15 protein-coding genes are annotated in these 19,212 nt (G+C 64.2%); 8 read left to right on the forward strand and 7 right to left on the reverse strand.

Features of this window, described 5'->3' with window-relative positions:
• The 6 genes from ACETPF_RS11695 (at position 1) to ACETPF_RS11720 (ending at position 4,709) form a co-directional block, all read left to right on the forward strand.
• Positions 1-2,100 carry a phage NrS-1 polymerase family protein gene (locus ACETPF_RS11695; protein WP_373934653.1) on the forward strand — a complete coding sequence of 700 codons (2,100 nt, stop codon included), beginning with the start codon at positions 1-3 and terminating at the stop codon, positions 2,098-2,100.
• A 124-nt stretch (positions 2,101-2,224) separates the two neighbouring features.
• The gene (locus ACETPF_RS11700; RefSeq protein ID WP_373934654.1) at positions 2,225-2,767 is read left to right on the forward strand and encodes a hypothetical protein; all 543 of its coding nucleotides are present in this window, start codon (positions 2,225-2,227) and stop codon (positions 2,765-2,767) included.
• 219 nt (positions 2,768-2,986) lie between these two features.
• Positions 2,987-3,145 carry a hypothetical protein gene (locus tag ACETPF_RS11705; protein WP_169800566.1) on the forward strand — a complete coding sequence of 53 codons (159 nt, stop codon included), beginning with the start codon at positions 2,987-2,989 and terminating at the stop codon, positions 3,143-3,145.
• 1 nt (position 3,146) lies between these two features.
• Positions 3,147-3,530: a hypothetical protein gene (locus ACETPF_RS11710; RefSeq protein WP_373934655.1), complete on the forward strand. Its 384-nt coding sequence runs from the start codon at positions 3,147-3,149 to the stop codon at positions 3,528-3,530.
• Positions 3,514-4,140 carry a hypothetical protein gene (locus ACETPF_RS11715; protein WP_373934656.1) on the forward strand — a complete coding sequence of 209 codons (627 nt, stop codon included), beginning with the start codon at positions 3,514-3,516 and terminating at the stop codon, positions 4,138-4,140. Before ACETPF_RS11710 ends, ACETPF_RS11715 begins: the two co-directional genes overlap by 17 nt.
• A gap of 131 nt (positions 4,141-4,271) precedes the next feature.
• Positions 4,272-4,709, forward strand: a complete 438-nt coding sequence (locus tag ACETPF_RS11720; RefSeq protein WP_373934657.1) for a hypothetical protein — start codon at positions 4,272-4,274, stop codon at positions 4,707-4,709.
• Between the two features lie 190 nt (positions 4,710-4,899).
• On the opposite strand, the gene ACETPF_RS11725 is transcribed toward ACETPF_RS11720, so the two are convergent.
• From ACETPF_RS11725 to ACETPF_RS11745, 5 genes are all read right to left on the reverse strand, one after another.
• On the reverse strand, positions 4,900-5,430 hold the full coding sequence (locus tag ACETPF_RS11725) for a hypothetical protein (protein WP_373934658.1): 531 nt from the start codon (positions 5,428-5,430) through the stop codon (positions 4,900-4,902).
• Complete coding sequence (locus ACETPF_RS11730) at positions 5,427-6,347, reverse strand: hypothetical protein (RefSeq protein ID WP_373934659.1); 921 nt, start codon at positions 6,345-6,347, stop codon at positions 5,427-5,429. Before ACETPF_RS11730 ends, ACETPF_RS11725 begins: the two co-directional genes overlap by 4 nt.
• 392 nt (positions 6,348-6,739) lie before the next feature.
• Entirely contained in the window at positions 6,740-7,243 is a 504-nt protein-coding gene (locus ACETPF_RS11735) for a recombinase family protein (RefSeq protein WP_373934660.1), read from the reverse strand.
• A gap of 70 nt (positions 7,244-7,313) precedes the next feature.
• The gene (locus ACETPF_RS11740) at positions 7,314-10,235 is read right to left on the reverse strand and encodes a hypothetical protein (protein ID WP_373934661.1); all 2,922 of its coding nucleotides are present in this window, start codon (positions 10,233-10,235) and stop codon (positions 7,314-7,316) included.
• Positions 10,236-10,265: 30 nt separating this feature from the next.
• Complete coding sequence (locus ACETPF_RS11745; protein WP_373934662.1) at positions 10,266-11,582, reverse strand: tetratricopeptide repeat protein; 1,317 nt, start codon at positions 11,580-11,582, stop codon at positions 10,266-10,268.
• 149 nt (positions 11,583-11,731) lie between these two features.
• Here ACETPF_RS11745 and ACETPF_RS11750 point away from each other — a divergent pair, with 149 nt between their 5' ends.
• The gene (locus ACETPF_RS11750; RefSeq protein ID WP_373934663.1) at positions 11,732-13,894 is read left to right on the forward strand and encodes an ATP-binding protein; all 2,163 of its coding nucleotides are present in this window, start codon (positions 11,732-11,734) and stop codon (positions 13,892-13,894) included.
• A 24-nt stretch (positions 13,895-13,918) separates the two neighbouring features.
• Positions 13,919-14,590 carry a LuxR C-terminal-related transcriptional regulator gene (locus ACETPF_RS11755; protein WP_373934664.1) on the forward strand — a complete coding sequence of 224 codons (672 nt, stop codon included), beginning with the start codon at positions 13,919-13,921 and terminating at the stop codon, positions 14,588-14,590.
• Between the two features lie 4 nt (positions 14,591-14,594).
• Here ACETPF_RS11755 and ACETPF_RS11760 read toward each other — a convergent pair whose 3' ends face one another.
• Positions 14,595-17,003, reverse strand: coding sequence for a TonB-dependent receptor (locus ACETPF_RS11760; RefSeq protein WP_373934665.1), 2,409 nt, complete (start codon positions 17,001-17,003; stop codon positions 14,595-14,597).
• 698 nt (positions 17,004-17,701) lie between these two features.
• On the reverse strand, positions 17,702-19,192 hold the full coding sequence (locus tag ACETPF_RS11765; protein ID WP_373934666.1) for a S8 family serine peptidase: 1,491 nt from the start codon (positions 19,190-19,192) through the stop codon (positions 17,702-17,704).
• Positions 19,193-19,212 lie beyond the last annotated feature (20 nt).

The following is a 19,212-nucleotide window of genomic DNA, read 5'->3' on the forward strand; positions in this document are numbered from 1 at the left end:
TTGAAGTCGTTCAAACAATTCGTCGTCTGGAAGGCCGAATACCGCGACGGCAAGCCGACCAAGGTTCCCTACAATGCCCACACGGGGCAACGCGCATCCGTCGATGATCCGGCGACATGGTGCGATTTCGACACCGCGTGTCGTGTCGCGCAAACCGGCGAAGTCGCTGGCGTAGGCTTCATGCTGTCGGTCAACGACCCGTTCGGCTTCATCGACCTAGACGACCCGTGGAAGACGGACGCCGCAGGCAACGCCGTTCACGCGAACCCGCAAGCGGAGTTTGAGCGGCAACAGAACATCGCAGCGACATTCGACAGCTACACCGAACGCAGTCCAAGCGGCAAAGGCGCGCATGTCATCGTGCGAACGCCCGGCGTAGCGAATGGCCGCAGGCGCGGTGGCGTCGAAGTCTATACGTCCCATCGGTTTATGACGATGACCGGCGACGTAATCCGCCCGGTGCCAATCGCGGACAGGACCGAATTGTTCGGCATACTGTGGGCAGAATTAGGCGGCGCATCGGCCAACACCTTCGACGGCGCGGCGGTCTATCAAGCGGCTACCGAAACCGACGACGCGATATTCAACCGTGCGACCAACGCAGCGGACGGCGGCAAATTCAAGCGGCTTTGGAACGGGGATGCGTCGGACCTTACCGGCGACACGTCGGGTTCAGCCATCGACCAAGCCTTAGTGAACATTCTCGCGTTCTGGACGAAAGACCCGGCGCAGATTGAACGGCTATGGCTGGCCAGCCCGCAAGGGCAGCGCGACAAGACGCAGCATCGCGTCGATTATCGTCGTCGCACCATCGAACGCGCCTTTGACCGCACCGTCGCCACGATGGACTTTTCGCACCTGTTCAAAGCGCCGTCGCCCGACGAACTGCCCGTCGTCATGGCCAGCGCGCTACACGGCAAGCCCGTTCAGCAGCGGCTATGGCATGTCGCCGAAATCATCCCGGCGCGCACCGTAACGTTGTTCGGCGGCGATGGCGGCACCGGCAAAAGCCTTGTCGCGCTTCAGTTGGCAGTCGGCACCGTATTGGGCCGCGCATGGTTCGGCGTAGCTATCCAGCAACCCGGCGGCGCGCTGTTCCTCACGGCTGAAGACGACCTTGACGAAGTTCACCGCCGCTTGGCCGACATAGCCAACGCGGAGCATGTGCCGCTGTCCGCCTTCGACCGGCTGGCCATATCGTCGTTGGCCGGGCTGGACGCGCTCATGGCAGCGCCGGGGCCGGGCGGGCGCGTGTTGGTGCCCACAGGGGTTTATGCCGCCGTGCGCGCCCATGTGGAGGCCCACCGGCCAACGCTGATCGTCCTGGACACGTTGGCGGACCTGTTCGGCGGCGACGAAGTGAACCGCGCCCAAGTGCGCCAGTTCGTTGCCATGCTTCGCGCCATCGCAATCGACTTCGGAACGACCGTCGTATTGCTGGCGCATCCATCGGTAAACGGCATGTCGAACGGGTCGGGCCTGTCGGGTTCGACGGTGTGGAATAACAGCGTCCGGTCGCGGCTCTACATGAAACGCGACGATCAATCCGACCTTCGGACCATCGAAGTGATGAAGGCGAACTATGGCGCGGTCGGGCAGCAAATCAGCGTGAAGTGGGAACGCGGCGCATTCGTCATCGTCGGCACAGTCGGCACCGCAGCGGCGAAGCGGAAGGCCAACGATCAATCAGCCGACGAACTGTTCCTTCAAATCCTTGCCGCATTCGACGCCAGCGGGAAGACCGTAGCCCGCGCCCCGCAGTCCATCGACTATGCGCCGAAGCTGTTCGCGAAGCATCCCGACGCCCAAGGCTTCACCAAGCAACAGTTCGCCGTCGCTATGGACCGGCTGTTCAGCACCGGGCGCATCGGCGAACAGGCGGTTGGCTTCGCGTCGAAATCGAAGCGGGTCATCGTCGCGGCGGCGACTTCCAACTCCACTTCCAACATGCCTTCCAACTCCACTTCCGGCGAATTTCCAACTTCTTCCAACTCCGCAGAAAACCGTTGTTCCAACTTGTTCGAACATCGTGCCGCAGAGTCCCCCATACCCGCTAGGGGCGAAAGCGCCCCCGCTTGGGGCGGGACGCATCGCCCATGACCATCCTGTGGGCACAACGGCGGACACAATATCCGCCGTCGATCATCGGGTTTGCGCGCGTTCTACGCCGTAGTCGGCGAACCGGCCAACATACCGTCCAACATAGCTGCGAAGGAACGCCGCAATGAAGCCCCAACCTTTCAACGACAGCCTTCACGCAATCATAAGCGGGGCGCTGGACCGCACCGAAGAAAAGATGATCGGCAACGGCGTATGTCAGGCGGAGCAGGCCGACGAATACCTGACCGCCCGCTACATCGAAGCTTGCGCCGGGATCCTCGTTGGCGGGTTGGTCTATCTGACGAACGACGAACGCATTGGCGCAGAAATCTTCCTATCGAAGCTAGGCGATGCGAAGTTCAATCGGTTGTCGGAACGTCGTAAGCGCGAATGCGCCGTCCATCTGACGAACCACACGCACGTCTATTTCCCGCAGTATCACATGATGCTCCGGCTGGCCTGCCTACACGTCCTACGCACGAAGACGGGATACGACTATATTGAACACGACGGCGTAATCTTGCTCGCGGCGGCAACGCTACCGGGCGTTCGAAGCGATATTCGTCGTGAACTTCGTCGTCGTGGCGCAAGCTTTGATCGCCTTCTAGTGCCAGACGACATTTACAAACATCGTATGAGTCAACGTATATTGCCAAGTATCATGTAGCGTAATTTAAGATATACTTTGATTGTAAATGGTGCTTACTTGACATTGGCAGGGCTTCAGCCATATTTCTGCGGTTCAACGGGCAATTCGGCTGGCCTTGGTGGCGGGAATATGTGGACTTCAGGCGTAGAAAACGACGGAAAGCCGGGGGCTTCAGCGCCGCCCCCTCCCCCTGCCGCCGCCAAGCGGTATCGGTGCAAGCTGTCCAGCGTGGCGGACGTGAACCGGGAAATTCAGCGGGTCTATCGCGAATGCCGGTCGGGCTTGGTGGACGTAGGCGACGGGTCGAAGCTGGCGCACATTCTGTCGCTGATTGCGCGCATTCACGAAACGTCGGACTTGGAAGCGCGGCTTGCGGCGTTGGAGGCGGGCCGGTGACATGGCCAGTGCCATCGCCCGTCGCATCGCCCGGCTTGAACAGGGCCGCGCCGCCATCGTGCCGCACGTCATCGAAGTGGCCACTGGCGAAACCGACGAACAGGCCATCGGACGCTTCGTCGCACGACATGGCCGCGCCCCGGCGTCGTGCATCGTCCTACCGGCCCGCGCGACCGACGACGAATTGGCCGACCTTGAACCCCTGTGGGCAGAACAACAGCGCCGCCTTGTCGCCGACGCCCGCACCGAAACTCGCAAGCTGAAGGAAGCACCCAATGGCCGACGTAACGCCCAACGTATCATTAGTCGCAACCCCGGAAGCCGTGTCCTTCCATCAAAACACGCAGTTGCCGACGCAGCTAAACGCGATGACCGGCAATCCTGAAGGCTACGCATTCGATGCGGAAGTCAGCAACGCCATCACGAACCTTCAGGGCAAGGCGCGGGAAGGATCGCAGTTCATCGCGCGGTTGACGCAGGACGAAGTTCGCACCTTGCCGCTGAAGCATCAGGAAGCGTCGAAGCTGGCCGGTCGCATCATCGAAGCCGCCGAAGGGGTGCAACGCCTTATCGAATCCAAGGCCAAAGGCTACGTCGAAGCTTCAGCAAAGTTCATGAACGACACTTTCACGCCGAACCCGCAGCGTGAAGGCGTCTATCTTCGCGCCGTCGATTGGATCGCCCGCGAAGCCAAGAACGGCGAAGGCAACGGCTACAAAGCCATTCGCGAAGCCGTCACCGAAGACCCGGATTTCGCCGTCGCGATCTACAACACAAGCTGGCGGCTTCTGGGATTGCCGAAGGCGGACGCGATGGATTTCGCCGAAAAGGCGGTTGAGAAGTTCGCGCCACAGGCATTGGATTACATCGACAAGTCGCACAAGCTGGACGCGCTGGCAAAGCGGTATCCGGCGTTCATCGCGCAAGTGCGGTCGTCGTATTTCAGCCCGTTCGAACTGGCGAAGGTTCGGACGTATGTTGAAATGCCGTCGTGACGTTAGCGGAGCAACGGCTTGCGGAGTTGGCGCGCTGGTTGGACAAGTCCAGCGCGTCGTTCCCGTCGCCATGTTCAGCGAAGCCGCCCCGGCGGACCTTCTTCGGCAAGCCTATCCCGCATTCCGTCGAAATGGTCGTCGTCGGTCGATACGCCGAAATCCTGCCTTGGGATTTCGACACGCTGCCAACGTCGGACTTCGACCCGCAGGCATTGCCGCTGTTCGTGTCGCAATCGCAGGCCGAAGCGTTGAACCTTCCGCCGGTTGCGGACCTATCGCCGCCATCGGGACAGGGCCGCGCGTTCGACCGCCTGTGGCACATGGTGGCGAAGATGGAAGACGCCCGGCTTGGCCTAGACCCGACGTGGCGGACGCAGGATGGCTGGCAGGCGCGCCCCTGCGCCCTTGTGGGCATCCCGTCGCCCAACATGACCCTAGCCGCCGCCGTGGACGCCGCAGGGGCGTCCGGCGTGGACCTTGACGCTGTTCCCCTGCTGGTCGTGCCCACATGGCACCTGTCGGCCAAGGAACGGGTCGCTATCGGTCATCGGCTTCCGTTCCTGCCTTAGCGCGGCGTCTCGCCTTCCTTCCTTGCCGTCGCGCTTTGGGAAGCCCGGTTCAACGTAGGTGCCAGCGTTGGGCCGGGCTTTTCCGCACAATGGTGGCCGAAATGTTGGCCGAAACGTCGTTAACAAGAAAAAACGTAGCATTTGCCGCAGCTTGCGACGCTACAGGGCGGAGTATAGGTCCGCCATCGTATCAACTGGGGCTGTCGCGATATTCCTTGTGGAACAGGGCATGGGCGCGTTTGACGACCATCAACAGCGTTAGCAGGAAATGGGCGTAGAGGAACACCATCACCGCTGGAATGACGCCGTTGTCGTATGACTTGATAAACGATAGCAGCGACAGCACCAAGGCAACGCAGCAAACGAGAATGAGATAAGACAGGTTAGCGTTCAATTCGATAAGTAGCTTCTTTCGATCCGCCAGCGTATCCGCCATTGAACTCGCAACGCGCTTATCGGCTGGGACTTCCCACTTGCGCTGGAAGATCGAAAACATCGCTACCTGAATGTTCAATATCAACGCGATGAAGATGCCGAAGAATGTAATAGATATGTTGTAAGCTTCCGGCTTCAGGCGCAAACCGACGTAGTATGAAGCGCCCGCCGCGCTAACCGGCAAACCGTAAAACAAGGCAAAGTCAAACAGCGACGCGCGATTGCTTCGGCTGTCGTATAGGGTATCGAAGTGATCCCTAACGATGGATGCAACGTTAATCTTCATTGTTTCTTGTTCGTCAGCACATCGAAGAAGTCCAACAGTATCTTGTCGCACTGTTCGGTCAAGGAATCAAACGTCGGATGGCCATCATCCCCACGAACAATGTCTTCGGTAATGTCAATTACACCAGCGTTCGTATCGCTGCCAAATACGCCAACAGGCCGATACTTGCCGCCAATCTTCACGTCGGCGTAAGCCTCCGTAAATTCGATGCCGTCGTGTAGAACCAAGCCCGCGTCGCTCTTCTTCAGTGCGCCAGTGATTTCGCCGAATGATCCAAGCACCTTGTTGCGGTTCGTGGAAAGCCGCACTTCAAAGTTCACCTTGTCCGGCACTCGCTTGCCAAGGTAGCGATCGGTTACGTCCTGCGGCGCGTTGCGCTTGATGAGACGAAGCCTTTTGACCGGCGCTTTGCTGTATAGGCTGCTACCCTCGCTTGGCAGCAGCTTCTGATATTTCAACACATAACCGGGGTTGAGCGCGGCGAACTCTTCTTGCGCTTGATCCATGACAAGTCCGATGCAGGACCGGCCTTGGAACGACTGGAATGCCGCGAAGCAAAAATTCTTCTTTTCCGGCCACCACAGTTCGTAGAACAGCGGGATTTCTTCGATATCATCAACCTTGCGACGGTAATTCTTCTCCTTCGTCTTGCTATCAACGAAGTTGCTTTCAAATCCGAATGTGCCGTAGTGCGTGTAGCCCTTGCTGTTCCCTACGCCGTCGCTTTCATGCTCTTCGAAATACCAGCTACGCTCCTTCTCCGCGTTCTGGACGACCGAGGCGTGCCCGGCCACGAAGTTCGTGAAAAATTGCGGCGGGGCAACGTTGAACTCCTTCGCGCCGAATGGCACTAGCGCGCGGTCGCCCTTCTTATGTGCTGTAATTAGATACCCGCGTAGGCCAATCGCACTCGCCATACCGACACCCCCGTTTCGTTCTCCGCATCAAAGCAAGATACGACGGCAAGTTCAACGAGCGTTTCGACCATAATGCCGTCGATGGTTGCGATTGCGACTTCGCGTTCGGTGCCGTTCGCGCTAGACAGGGGGTGCGCGCTTTGGGGGCGGCGCTATGATGGCCAGTATGTTGGCCGAACGTCTGCATGTGGGCAATAATCGACGGCTTTCCGCCATTATATAGCGGACTCCCGCTCCGCCACCCAGTCTGGACATGTCCGTACGTCGCATTTTCTCTTGGCGGAAACGGCGCAGTTCCGCGCCGTTCAGCAGGTGATTCCGTACCGCTGAGACCGTGCCACCGAGTAATTAGCCCAAAATTTCCGGTCCTTTCTCCGCGCACCCATGGCGCACTAGGCGGCGATCGTGCCGCGGACGCGCTCGGCGCTGACCTCGTGCTCGAACTGGGCGAAGGAGAGCAGCGATCGGGTGAGGCGATTGACCGTGTAGGCGACGATGATGTCGATCAGCCCCAAGGCGATGTCCGCCATGAGGGCCTCAAGGCCAGGCCGCCCCAACGTACCCCCCCCCGAGATGCCGCCATCGTCATAGCGGGTCTGGACCTCGACCCACCCCTCCCTCGCCCGTGGAGAGGATATAGGCGGCGCGGGCCTCGCGCTGCGCGTCGAGCGGGTTGACGCTCTGCTCCAGCCCTTCCTCGCTCGACTTGCGGGTATGGATGGCACAGCGGATGGCCTGTATGCCGCCATTCGCCTCTTCAAACCGAAGAAGGTCGGTCCGACCATCGCGTGCCGGTGATGGCGCGGGCGACCTCGGAAAGGCTGTTCCACTCCTTTCCGTTTCAGCGGATCACCCTTTCCTCGCCGATGGTCACCACATGGGCGGCGCCGTTCCATGCCCGGCGCGTCAGCGCCGCGCGCACCGTAGCTGCGGAGGCGGTGCCGGGGTCTGCCGCCATCCTTGCGTCTAATTTTTCCCGAAGGCCGCCACTCCGGTGACGCGGTCGGTGCCGACGTTCATGAAGTAGCTGAAGCCAACATAGCTGGCGCCAGGCCCTGCCAGAAAGCCGTAGCCTCGCCCGGGATTGGTGCCCGAGATGTTGGCGCTGCCCACGAAGCTGTTGTCCGCCTGGAGATTGACCGAAGGTGCGCTGATGCCGCCGGAAGTGCTGTAGGCATAGCTTTGCCCGCCGAAATCGATCGTGGCGTCCCAGCCGACCTTTCGTCCGGCAAAATCGACACCAAAGCTGCCCGTGAAGGTGCCGGGCGCGGCCGCGCCCGCGTCGCTCGTCGGTTGAGTCGCGGCGACCAGCTTGTAGGTCGCGGTGCCGCTCGTCGGGACGTTGGTCGCGGCCTGGCCCCAGATATTATGCACGGACTGGTTTGCGCCCAATGTCGTGCTGTTCCCGGTCAGGGTCACCTTGCCGCCCGCCCAGCGCGACCAGCCGATCACGCCGGCAATGCCCCCCTTCTGCACATCCGTCGCCGTGCCCCGTTCGGCCCAGGGCTTGTTGCCGGTGTCGGTGCTCCAGCCCGCCAGTTCACCGGCCTTGTTCCCGATGATGTCGGCCGTCGCGTTCACGCCGAGGTTGAGGCCCACGCCCTGCGCGGTCAGCATCAGCGGCTTGCCGAAAGGCGCGTCGCCAGCCGCGTCCGGGTTAGGCGGCGTGGGCGGCGTGGACGTGCCGTCCTTGGTCAGGATGCCCGCGCCATGCAGGATCGATTTCTTCGTGGCGGTCGCTTGCAGACCCCAGGCAACCGCGAAAGTCGCCGCGCCTTCGCCACCGGCGATGAAATTCGCCAGCACGTTACAGGCGTCGAGCGGCGAGCAGAAATTGCCGCTGCTGGCTGTCACCGGGGCCGAACCGAAGAGGCCGAGCGTCCCGTCATAGCGCAGGCTGTTGTTGGGAGCAGCTCCGACACCCTTTGCGCCACCACCCGGCGTCGCGAAGTCGAAGCTGGACTGCGCGCCGTTGAAGAGCCCCGCGACGCGGCCTTCGAATCCGAACGTCTCCTTTGCGCCGAAGGTGACGCCGAGCTTCATCGTCACTTGCGGGTTGAGGAGCGAACGGCCGCCATTGACGAAGGTCGGCGCGGTAAAGGCAGCCAGCGTGTAAGTCGCCGTGCCGGTGGTGGGCAGATTGGTCACCGGCAGCTGGGACGCGAAATGGACGCCGTCATCGCCGGCATAGCTGCGATTGTCGCCCGGCTTGCCGAAGGTGCCGTTGGTGAAACGCCCCATGATCCATCCATCGCCGCTCTGGAAATCGGTGAGCGATGCGGTGCCCGGCGCGCCGAAATAGTCGAGCGTCGTGGGATGGCCGCTCGCGTCCAGCGCGACCAGCGGCACGCCCGGATCGCCCGGTCCTGCAAAGGCAACCGCGGTAGGCGCCTTGATCGAGGTCGAGGCGCCGATGCCCTTGCCCGCAGGCGGTGGCGGCGGCGGTGGCGGTGGGGGCTCGAGCGTATCGGGCAGCTTGCCGAACTCGCCGCCATCGTCGAGATAGGCGAAATAGTCTTCCAGCAGCTTGCGCAGATCGCCGTCGAGACCATCAGGCAGGCCAAGCGCGCGGACGTAGGTCAGCCACGCCTGAAGAATGGCGGCGCTGACCGCCGAATAGTCGGCCGATATGCCCCCCTGCTTGAGATAGTCGAGATAGGTGGCGAGCCCCTCCGCGGCGCTGGTGGCGGAGAAATTGGTCGCGCCCGCTTGCGCCAGCGCCTGGTAGGCGGCAATCTGCGCACGAACCGCTTCCGCCACCTGATCGTCTAGGCCAAGCGATTGGATATAGCCGAAATAGGCGCTGACGAGCGCGGGGCTAAGCGCGTAAGCGGTGGCGTCACCGCCTTCGGCCAGGTAGCGGACATAAGCCTCGACGCTGTCGGCCACGCCCTCGCCGCTGAAAGCGAACGCCTTGCCCGCCGCCGCCTGAACCAGCGCCTGATAGCTCTGGATGAGCGCGCGGGTGCCCTCGTCGGTGGTGGCGGGCAGTCCGGCCGCCTTCAGATAGGCGAGATAGGCGTCGGCGAGCGCTTGCGGCGGCCCCTGATATGGGCCCTCGCCCCCGCGACGCAAATATTGCAGCAGCGTGGCGGACGCGTTGGCGGCGAGCGTGGCGTTGAAGCCGCCGGGCGTCCCGCCGCTCCGCAGATAGGGCAAATAGACATCCTTGAGCGCCTGGCTGGCGGCGGGGAAGTCGATGCGCGAGTCCGCATAGGCGCGTTCGAGCAGATCGGCGACCCCCGCTTGCGGATAGCGCGGCAGCAATGGATTATCCACGATCGGCAGTCCAGCCGCGCCGCCGTTGCCGGTGATAAGCGCGGCGTTGTTCATGACCTGCGCCAGCGTCGTCGGCTGATCGATCAGCATGCCGCCAACGCCGGGCGAGGAGACCGGCTGGGCTCCGGCCGTGACCGCCGCGCGCGGCGCGCTGTCGCCGTCGGCGCGGAAAGCGCTGCCGGCGGTGAAGTTGCGGGTCGCGCCGTTGGAGGAGACGGACAGCCGTCCGGCCATCGGCATGCCGCTCACCTGTCCGCCATCGACGCGCAGGCTGGCGGCAGCGTTGGCGCCACTCAACCGCATCGTCGCGCCGGCAGGCGTGCGAACCGTGACGCCCCCCGCCCCGGCCCGCGCCGTCAGCGCTCCGCCGGTCACCAACACCTCGTTCGCGCCGGTAACCTCAAACGCCGCCGCGCCAGTGAAGGACAGCAGGCTGCCGTCATCGAGCGCGACCTGCGTGGTGCCGCCGGTCGTGCTCTGCGGCCCGCTGAGGGCGGCGTCCTTAGCCAGGCCGCCGCTCGAATAGATGACGCGCGGCTGGGCATTGGCGAGGGTCGACAGACTGATCAGCGATGCGCCGGCGAGCAGAAGGATATGCGTCTTCGTCATGGCAAGATTTTCCCCGTTTCCCGCTGTCGTTCAAAATTCCGCGCGCAGGCCGATGGCGGCCGTGACGCGCGAATAGTCGTAAAGGTCGATATTGCTGAAGCTGCGGGTCCAGGTGACGCGCGGCCTTACGCTGAAGCCGCCCGCGACGATGACGCGCACCCCGACCGACGCATCGACCTGCGTGTCCTTGCGTCCTTTCAGGAACAGCGGATCGGTCTTTTCATAATCGCGATGCTCGGCGCTGATACCGGCGATCAGCGCGGCGCGATCGGACAGCGGATATTCCGTGCCGGCCTGCGCCGAGGCGAAGGCGTAACCCAGATGGTCGGCCCCGGTACGGACGGTATTCTCCTTGCCGCCCGCGACGCCCGCGAACAGGATGCGGGTGGTGTAGGTCAGCGATCCCACGAAACGGTCGGCGTCGCGCAGCGGGTCATTATCATAATCGAGCCGGTAATATTGCGCGCCCAGCGCCACCGCGCTGCCACTGCCCACCAGATGCGTATATTGGCCGATCGCGCCATAGCTTGTGCGATACCCGTCGCGCCCCAGCCAGAAGCGCTGCGCCTGGCCCGACAGGGAGATGGCGTCACGGTTGGCGAAGCTGTGGCGAATGCCGGCGGTGCCGGTGACCGCCGCCTGATCGAACAGACGGCTCTCCAGATTGTCGCGCCACGACCCCAGCACCGATGCGAAGACCGCGGTCTGGCGTGACAGGCCGGCACTCACCGACAGCCCGCCCTGCGCCTGGTAATAGGGTTCGTCCATCCGCGTCGCCGCGCCGCCCAGAGCGGCGGGACCGAGGAAGGAAAATACCGGCAGCGTGATGGAGGTGAGGCCCGTCGCGCTGTTGATGTTGCTGTCGATGCCGCCTTCGACATCGACGAAGCCGGTCAGGCTCTGTCCGCCACCGGCGATCTCGCGGTCATAGTTGCGGACCAGCCGGCCGACCCGCTGGCGCACCGGGTCGGGGACGGTCGGATCGTTCACCACCGTGTCGAACGTCGCGCGGGCGGTGTCGATGTCGCCCGCCATCGCATAGACCCGCGCGATTTCGGCGCGCGCCGGCGCGTTGCCGGGCTGCTGCGCGATCACACGCTGCAGGGCGATGATCGCCGCGCCGTGCCGGCCACTGTCGGCGGCGGCAAGGCCGAGCGCATAGTCATAGTCCGGGTCGCCCGCCCGCGTCGATTCCATCGGGGCAAGCAGCGCATAGGCCTGGTCCGGCTTGCCCTGCCCGTGCAGCGCCAACGCCTGCTTCACCACATCATCGACTTCGGCGGCGGCAGGCGGCGTCAGGGCCAGCAGACAGCCGGCCAGCAGCAAGGCGCTTATGCGCGATTTCATGATGTTCCCCCCAGATCAATGCGCCACGTCGAACGCGATGTCGCGCTGTATTGAAGGCGGGCGAACAAAACGCATCCCCTTGAACAGGGGGGACGCATCGACAATTGGGTCGAGACGCCCGAATTTGCATCGGCTATGGCGGGCTTTAAATGCGTCGCCCGACCTTGATCTTGACGAGCTTCCTGCTTCTACTCACGCTGGTGGGCGCGGAGGTGATCGCGATTGCCGCGAGGATGCCCGCGCCGGGGCTGGCGCTGACCGCCGACGGAACTGCGTTGCGGATCGTGGATGGTCCGGCCGCGTTGCGCGCCTGGCCGCAACCGCTGCATCTGGTCGCCCTCTCCAGCCGCGACGCACGGCACAGGGTCGAGGCTCTGGTCGAAGCCGACAGCCTGGGGTCGGAAACGGCCAATGTCGGGCCGACATTGTTCCCGCGGCAGAAGGAGATGGCTGCGATCGGACAATCGGCGTCCGCGATCGCCCATGTCCGCGACGGGCAGGGCGCGGTTCACGATCTGCCGGTTGCGATCGCGCCGCAGGGACTGGACGGGCTGACTGGCGACATCTGGCTGCTGCTCGGGATCGGCCTGGTGAGTGCGGCGATTGGCATGTGGCTGCTCATATTGCGGCCCGAGGCATGGGCAGCGCGCATGGTCGCGCTCGCCGGCGTTGCGTTGCTGATCGCTGGCGGCGCCAATGCCTTGTTGATCGCGGGCGGCATCATGATCGGGGCGATGGTCTGGGTCGTCTATGTGAACTGGATGGGCGTCACCCTCTTCGCCATGGCGATGATCGGGTTGCTGGGACGGCATCCCAAGCCGCTGATCACGGCCCGCCAATATGGGGCGATCGCCACGCTGCTGACCGGCTGGTATGCGTGGGGCGTCGCCGCGCCCGAGTTGAGCGCCGGCTTGGCGCGACAGCAATGGATGATGCTGACCGCCTTCGTCGCGCTGGTGGTGCTGGCGAGCCTGCAATGGCGGGCAAGCCGGCGCGATCCGGCCGCAAGGGTGTTTTTGCGCTGGGTCGGCGTGGTCGCGCTGCTGAGCTTCAGCCTCTATGTCGCCTTCTTCCACCTGCCGGTCATGCTGGGCGAGCGGCCGTGGCTGACGACAGCGCAGAGCTTCCTGCTGTTCCTGCCCTTCTACGGCGGGCTTGCGATCGGCATCGGACGGTTCCGCTTTTTCGACCTGGATCGCTGGTCCTATGGCGTGATGCTCTATGCGTTGGCGGCGGCGGCGTTGCTGGCGGTGGACCTGACGCTGATGGGCCTGTTCAACCTCGCGCCCAGCCGCGCCTGGATCATCGCCGCGGCGCTGGTGACAGCCGGCTGGCTGCTACTGCGGGGTCGGCTGTGGCGCTGGATCGCGCCGAATGCGCGCCATGACCGCGAAACGCTGTTCCGCTCGGCCGTCGATGTGGTGCTGACGCGCGATGAGGGCGAGCGGCATCGCCGCTGGCACGCCATGCTGGAAACACTGTTCCGTCCGTTGACGATCGAGCGCCATGACGAGCCGCTGTGCCGGCCGACGCTGGTCGAGGACGGGGTCGGCCTCGCCCTGCCGGCCGTCGCCGGCGCGCCGCCGCTGCTGCTGCGCTATCCCTGGGGCGGGCGCGGGCTGTTCGGATCGCGCGACCTGGCGGTGGCGCAGGATTTCGCGACGCTCTGCGCCGAAGTCGAGCACGATCGCGCCGCCTACGAGGAAGCGGTGCGACAGGAGCGCGACCGGATCGCGCAGGATCTACATGATGATGTGGGTGCGCGGCTGCTGACCAGCCTGCACAGGGACAATCCGGCGCAGATACGCGGCGACGTCCGCGCCGCGATCGCCGATATCCGCTCGATCATCGGCGGCCTCGCCGGCGAGCGCACGCCGCTGCCGCAGGCACTGGCCGTCATCCGCCACGAAAGCACCGAGCGCCTGGCCGCCGCCGGCCTGACGCTCGATTGGCCCATCACCATCGGCGATGCGGGCGAGGCGATCCTGCTGGACTATGCGATATCGAAGAATCTGGCGTCGGCAGTGCGGGAAATCGCCAGCAACATCATCCGCCATGCGCAGGCGCGCCACGTCGCGGTCGATGGCGGTCTCGCCGACGGGCGGCTATGGCTCTCGATCAGCGATGACGGGATCGGGTTTGATCCCGCCAGCGTGACGCAGGGCTATGGTCTCGTCAACATAGAGCGCCGGATCGCGGCGGTCGGCGGGAATGTCGCGATCACCCCCGGTATGCCCGGCACGCGCATCCTCATCAATCTGCCTGCCCATCCCCCTGTTTCCGGGGTGTCGCCCGCCCTCTCCTCCATTTAGCATGAGAGACAAAGGGGCAGCCGCATGACAGATCCGCAGACCAAGCGGTCGATCATGATTCTGGAAGATAGCGCCGCCACCCGCGACTGGCTGGTGGGACTGGTGGAGCGCGCCTTGCCCGGAGGCGTCGTGGCCACGACCGCGACGCTGGCGGAGGCGCGCCGCTGGCTGGCGCGGCAGCCTGCCGGTTCGACGCCGCTCTGCCTCGTCGATCTTGGCCTGCCGGATGGATCGGGCGTGGACTTCATCCGCGATCTGCTGCGCGCCCTGCCCGGCGCGAAGCCGGTGGTGACGACCCTGTTCGACGACAACGCCCATCTGCTTGGCGCGATGGCAGCGGGCGCGCAGGGATATCTGCTGAAGGATCAGGAGCCGGAGGATTTGCGCCGCCGGCTGGCGTCGATCGATCGCGGCGAACTGCCGATCTCGCCCGCAATGGCGACCCGTATCCTCGACCAGTTTCGCGCCCATGCCCGCTTCGTGGAGGGACAGGCCGCGCCCGACAGCGCGCTTACCCCACGCGAAACCGACGTGCTGAGACTGATCGGGCGCGGACTCAAAGTATCCGAAGCGGCGGGCGCTCTCGGGATCAGCGAATCGACCGTGTCGGGTTATCTCAAGACCATCTACCGCAAGCTCGATATCAGCTCGCGCGCAGAAGCGGCGGTCGAGGCGGTGCGACGCGGGCTGGTGTAGCCGGTCAGCGCAGCCGGTAGTGAAGCTCTGCCCCGATGATGCGCGGCTCGCCATAATTGGCGACGGTAAAGCCAACCAGTTGCTGGAGCGCCTGCCCGCCCAGCACATAGGTTCGGTTGGTCAGATTGCGCGCAAACAACGCCAGATCGACCGGCCGGCCGCCGACGCGGTCCCAGGCGAGCCGCGCGTCGAACGTCCAGTATCCAGGGGCGCGTCCGTCTCGCTCCGCCTGTGGCAGATCGGAAAACCAGAAGCCGCTCTGGTGTCGCGCGGTGAGGGACGCTGTGACATCGCCCAAATGTTTCGGGACGGCAAGCGCCAGCGCGCCGGTGAGCGCCATCGTCCACCTGGGCGTGTTGGCAAATGCATTGCCGCGGCCGTCCGACGGCGGTCCGAAGCCGCCCGAGGGCAGCAGCGTGGGAATGTCGAACCGGCGGTATCGCGCGTCGACATGGCCCACATTGCCCAAGAGCGAGAAGGCGCCCACGCGCGCCTCACCTTCCAGCTCGATCCCATCCACCCGCGCACGCGCAGCGTTGGCGGTGATGGTCGCAAGCTGGAAGGTCGCCGGATCGGTGACGAAAATCTGCCGCTGCACGTCGCGCATCCAGGCGCGGTATGCCGCCAGGGCAAGCCATCCCGACACGGGGCCGATCGACCATCGTCCTTTCATGCCGGCTTCCAGATCGATGAGCTTTTCCGGTGCGAAGCGCTGGAGGTCAGGCACCGAAATGGCGGCATTGAGACCGCCGCTGCGATAACCCCGGCGCGACGCGAGATAGATGAGCCAGTCTGGTGACGCCTGATAATCCAGCCCCAGCGTCCAGTTGGTGCCCCGGCTGCGCACGCTGGCCGCCGGCCCGACGCAGCGGTCCTGATCGAAAGGCAGGCCCAGATCGGCCGAAGTCGGTTCGGCGCAAATCGCCAAGCCAGCCGTGTCGCTGAATATGTCATAGGGCTGGACGAAACGGTGCGTGTAGCGGGCAACCCGGTCCCATGTCCGCCGCGCGCCGATGGTCAGCCGGACATCGCGCGCCACCGGCACGACCGCCTGCGCGAATATGGCGCGGCTGCGGCTATGCTCGTCATTGGCCAGGTTGCTGATCTGCGGGTTGACGATCGGCAGCAGCAGGAAGGACAGGATGCCGGGCGGGTCGCTCCTGACCCGCTGCGCGAAGAGGCCGGCGACCCACTGGACGCCGCCGGTCGTGCCGCTCAGCTGCACTTCATCGGACAGGCCAGTGGTCGCGATCTGCCGACCGCCAGGACTGGGCGACCGGACATTGTCGAGCAGGGGGAAGATCGTTCCGTCCTGGTCGATCATCGTGGCGTCGCGATAGCGCTGCCAGGCAAGAATATTGCGGATCGTGACGGTGCCGAGGTTCGCTTCGGTCCGGTGTGCGATCAGCACGTAATCCTGCCGATCACCGCGCGCCAGTCCGGTCGCGCCCACCACTTGTCGCCGGGGTCCGAGCTTCTGTTGTTGTCGCCATGCGTCCTGCAACCCGTCGGGATAGGCCGCAAATTCGGGTCGCGCGCGGATCAGGTCGGCATAGCCGATTTGCCCGCCGGTCAGCAGCGAGAGACCGGGTCCATAGGCGCAGGACGCCAGCCCTTCCAGCCCCGCCGGCCCAAGCGCGCAGGGTCGTGGCCGGCTGTAGAGCAGGGCAGACCCGGCGGACTGGCGGATGCGCGTCGCGTCGTAAAGCAGGCTCGTGCTGAAATCCGCCGCCGGCTCCCACATCAGGCTGGCTCGCCACGACAGGTCATGTTTGCCATCCAGCGCAACGCTTGTGCCCACGATGTTGGTGAAGCCATCCCGCTCGGCGAGTTGCGCCGCCACCCGCAGCCGAAGCGTCGGGCCAGCGAGCGGCAGGGTCATCGCGCCTTGCACGGCCCGTTCGCCGCGCTCGCCCGCACGAAGGCGCAACTCCGCATCCGTCCCCGGCTCAGGCGCTTGCGTCAGGAACCGGATCGCACCGCCATTGGACGCGCGCCCAAACAACGTCCCCTGCGGGCCGCGCAGCACCTCCACATGGTCAAGATCCATGAACTGCCGGACCGCCATACCGGCGATCAGCGGCACATCGTCCAGATAGACCTGCACCGATGGCGTCGCGTAAGCGTAGCTCCCGGTGGTTTGTCCACGCAGCGAGAAGCTCGCCGAACTGCGCCAGCCCGCGGTCGCCAGTTGCAGCGAGGGGACCAGCGCCGGCAAATCGCGCACGTCGCGCGCCAGCCGGTCTTCCAGCGTGGCGGCAGACAGGCGCGACAGGGATTGCGGAACCTTATCCAGATTTTCCGGCATCCGCCGAGCGGTGACGATCAGCTGGCGGCCGTCCTGCGCGGCGGCCAAATCGCTCCAGCCGAGCGCCGCCAAACTGACAGCACCCCAAAAATAATGAACCCGCACGCCGCCCCCCCTTGAGCCTGCCGAAGCGACCCCGCTGTTCAGCCGGCAAGTCTCCTTGTCAAGACGAACCTAATTTCAGACCCAAAAGTCAGTTGAAAAGGGCTCTGTCACAGCAAATGGGTCGGGGGTGAAGAGGCGGCATGTGTCGTTCATTGCAAAGCCCATTTTCGCTACTTCAACGCATGGCGCGAGATGATCCGGCTCGCCTTGCTGATGTACTTGCGTTACCTATTGTCACTGCGGGATGTGGAGGGCCGCTGTTCGAACGCGGGGTCGACATCTGTGATGAGACAGCGCGGCTTTGGTGGAACAGGTCCAGCCCCCCTGTTCGCGGGCGACATCCGTCGGCGGCGGATCAGCCGCATGAGGGGCTTGCACCGCTGGCGCTGGCACCTTGACGAGATGTGCCTCAGGACCAACGGCGAGATGGTCCGACCCCGGCGCGTCATTGATCACGGGGGCGATATACGCGAGAGCTACATCAGCAGAACGCGCGACAAATCGGGCTGCTCTGGCTGTTATGAGGATAAGCAGGAGGTGGGCGGCTGGGCCAACAACAGGTTGGAAAACGGCCATGTTCTGTGCCCTTGCGGAGTGGCAGGCGATGGCGAGCCAGTCCGCTGCCCTTCTTGCCCTCCGTGCATCGAATGGAGACTCGTTCGCGTTAGACTGACCGCACCCTTTTTCCCCTTGTCCGGCTATCTCACATAGCCAAAGCCATAGATCCTGTCGAAACCCGGCTGTCCTAAATCCCGCGCGCTTTCGCGCAGGCGACCGACGCAGGTCGGACCATCATGCCCCTGAAGGCAGCGCGCAATCCATGCCGTGACATGGGGCGTGGCAAAGCTGGTGCCGGAAAAGCGGCCGATCCCGCCCTTCGCCTGCGCCGCCGGTTCATCGACGCCGTTGGACGCCACCATGATGTAACGGCCCTGATTGGCGTAGCGATAGACGCGCATTCGCCCGTCCACTGCCGTCACGGCGACGACGGGGCGTACCGCTGCGGGATAGGCTGGCGGCGCGGATGGCCCGCCATTCCCCGCCGCCGCCACGATCATCGTACCCTTCGCGATCGTCCGTTCGACCAGCCGGTCGAGGATCGCATTTGGCGGCCCGGCAAGGCTGATATTGACCACCGGCACATGGTTGGCGACCATCCATTCCAGCGCGCGGACGAGCGACTCGGCGGAGGTGTAAGGGCGATCGGCGCCTCCGCGGAATATATTGGCTACATAAAGCTGGCTGGCCCCGTCATTGACCAGCAGCGACGCGATCGCCGTCCCATGCTCGACAGGCGCCGTATCCGGTGAACCGCCGAAATCATGAACGGTCAGCTTGGCGCCGCGCAAGGCCGAATGGTTCATGACTGCCGTGTCGATCATTCCGATGGTCAGCGCGCCTGCGTGGCGGGGCAGACTGCCCGTGTCGCGCCGTCCACCAGCGCCCGAGGGCGTGATTTGCAGTCCGTAATAATGGCTGTAATCGAACGTACCGTCAGGATCGATCTGCCGAACCCGACGCAAAGCGCTGCCGACACTAACTCCTTCTGGCACGGCCAGCCGCGTGACATCGCCACCAATGGCGGACAGATGCTCACCGCCCAATATCGTGAAGCCGGCCTGTTCGAGATTTTGTCGGCTCGCAGCCTTGAGGTCGAGCGCAACGATTTCACCGCGCCGGACGGGAAACCCGCGCTCATCGAATTCAGGACTTTCCGCCTCGCCAAGATCGCGCATGTCGCGGCTGTCGCCCAGTTGTTGATCGTCGTCGGCTGCGTCCTGCGTACTTTCAAGGGCCGCTTTTGCCGCATCCTCCTGCGCCTTAGCGAGGTCTTTGGCGAGATCGGCGCTGTCCTTGGCGGCATCCTCGGCGGCCTTAGCCTGGTCCTTCGACCTGTCGGCTTCCAGTTTGGCCAGGTCTTCCTGCGCCTTGAGCGGATCTCGCGCTGCGCGATCCATGATCTTGGCACGCTCATCGATATAGCGCGATTGGTCGCGGGCGGCGCGCTCCTCCGCACGCGCCCCATCGCGGGCCGCCTTTTCCAAAGCCTTGTCCGCCCGATCCGCAGCGCCGTTACCGTCCCGACCATCTTTGGCGAAACCGCCGCCGACCGGTGCGACAACGAACAGGACCGCCCCGGCCAGCGCTGTCTTTAGAGGCCATCCTGTCTTGGGAGACTGCATCGCCATATTCTCTCATCCGGTTGTCA

This window comes from Sphingobium agrisoli (assembly GCF_041877245.1).
Taxonomy (GTDB): domain Bacteria; phylum Pseudomonadota; class Alphaproteobacteria; order Sphingomonadales; family Sphingomonadaceae; genus Sphingobium.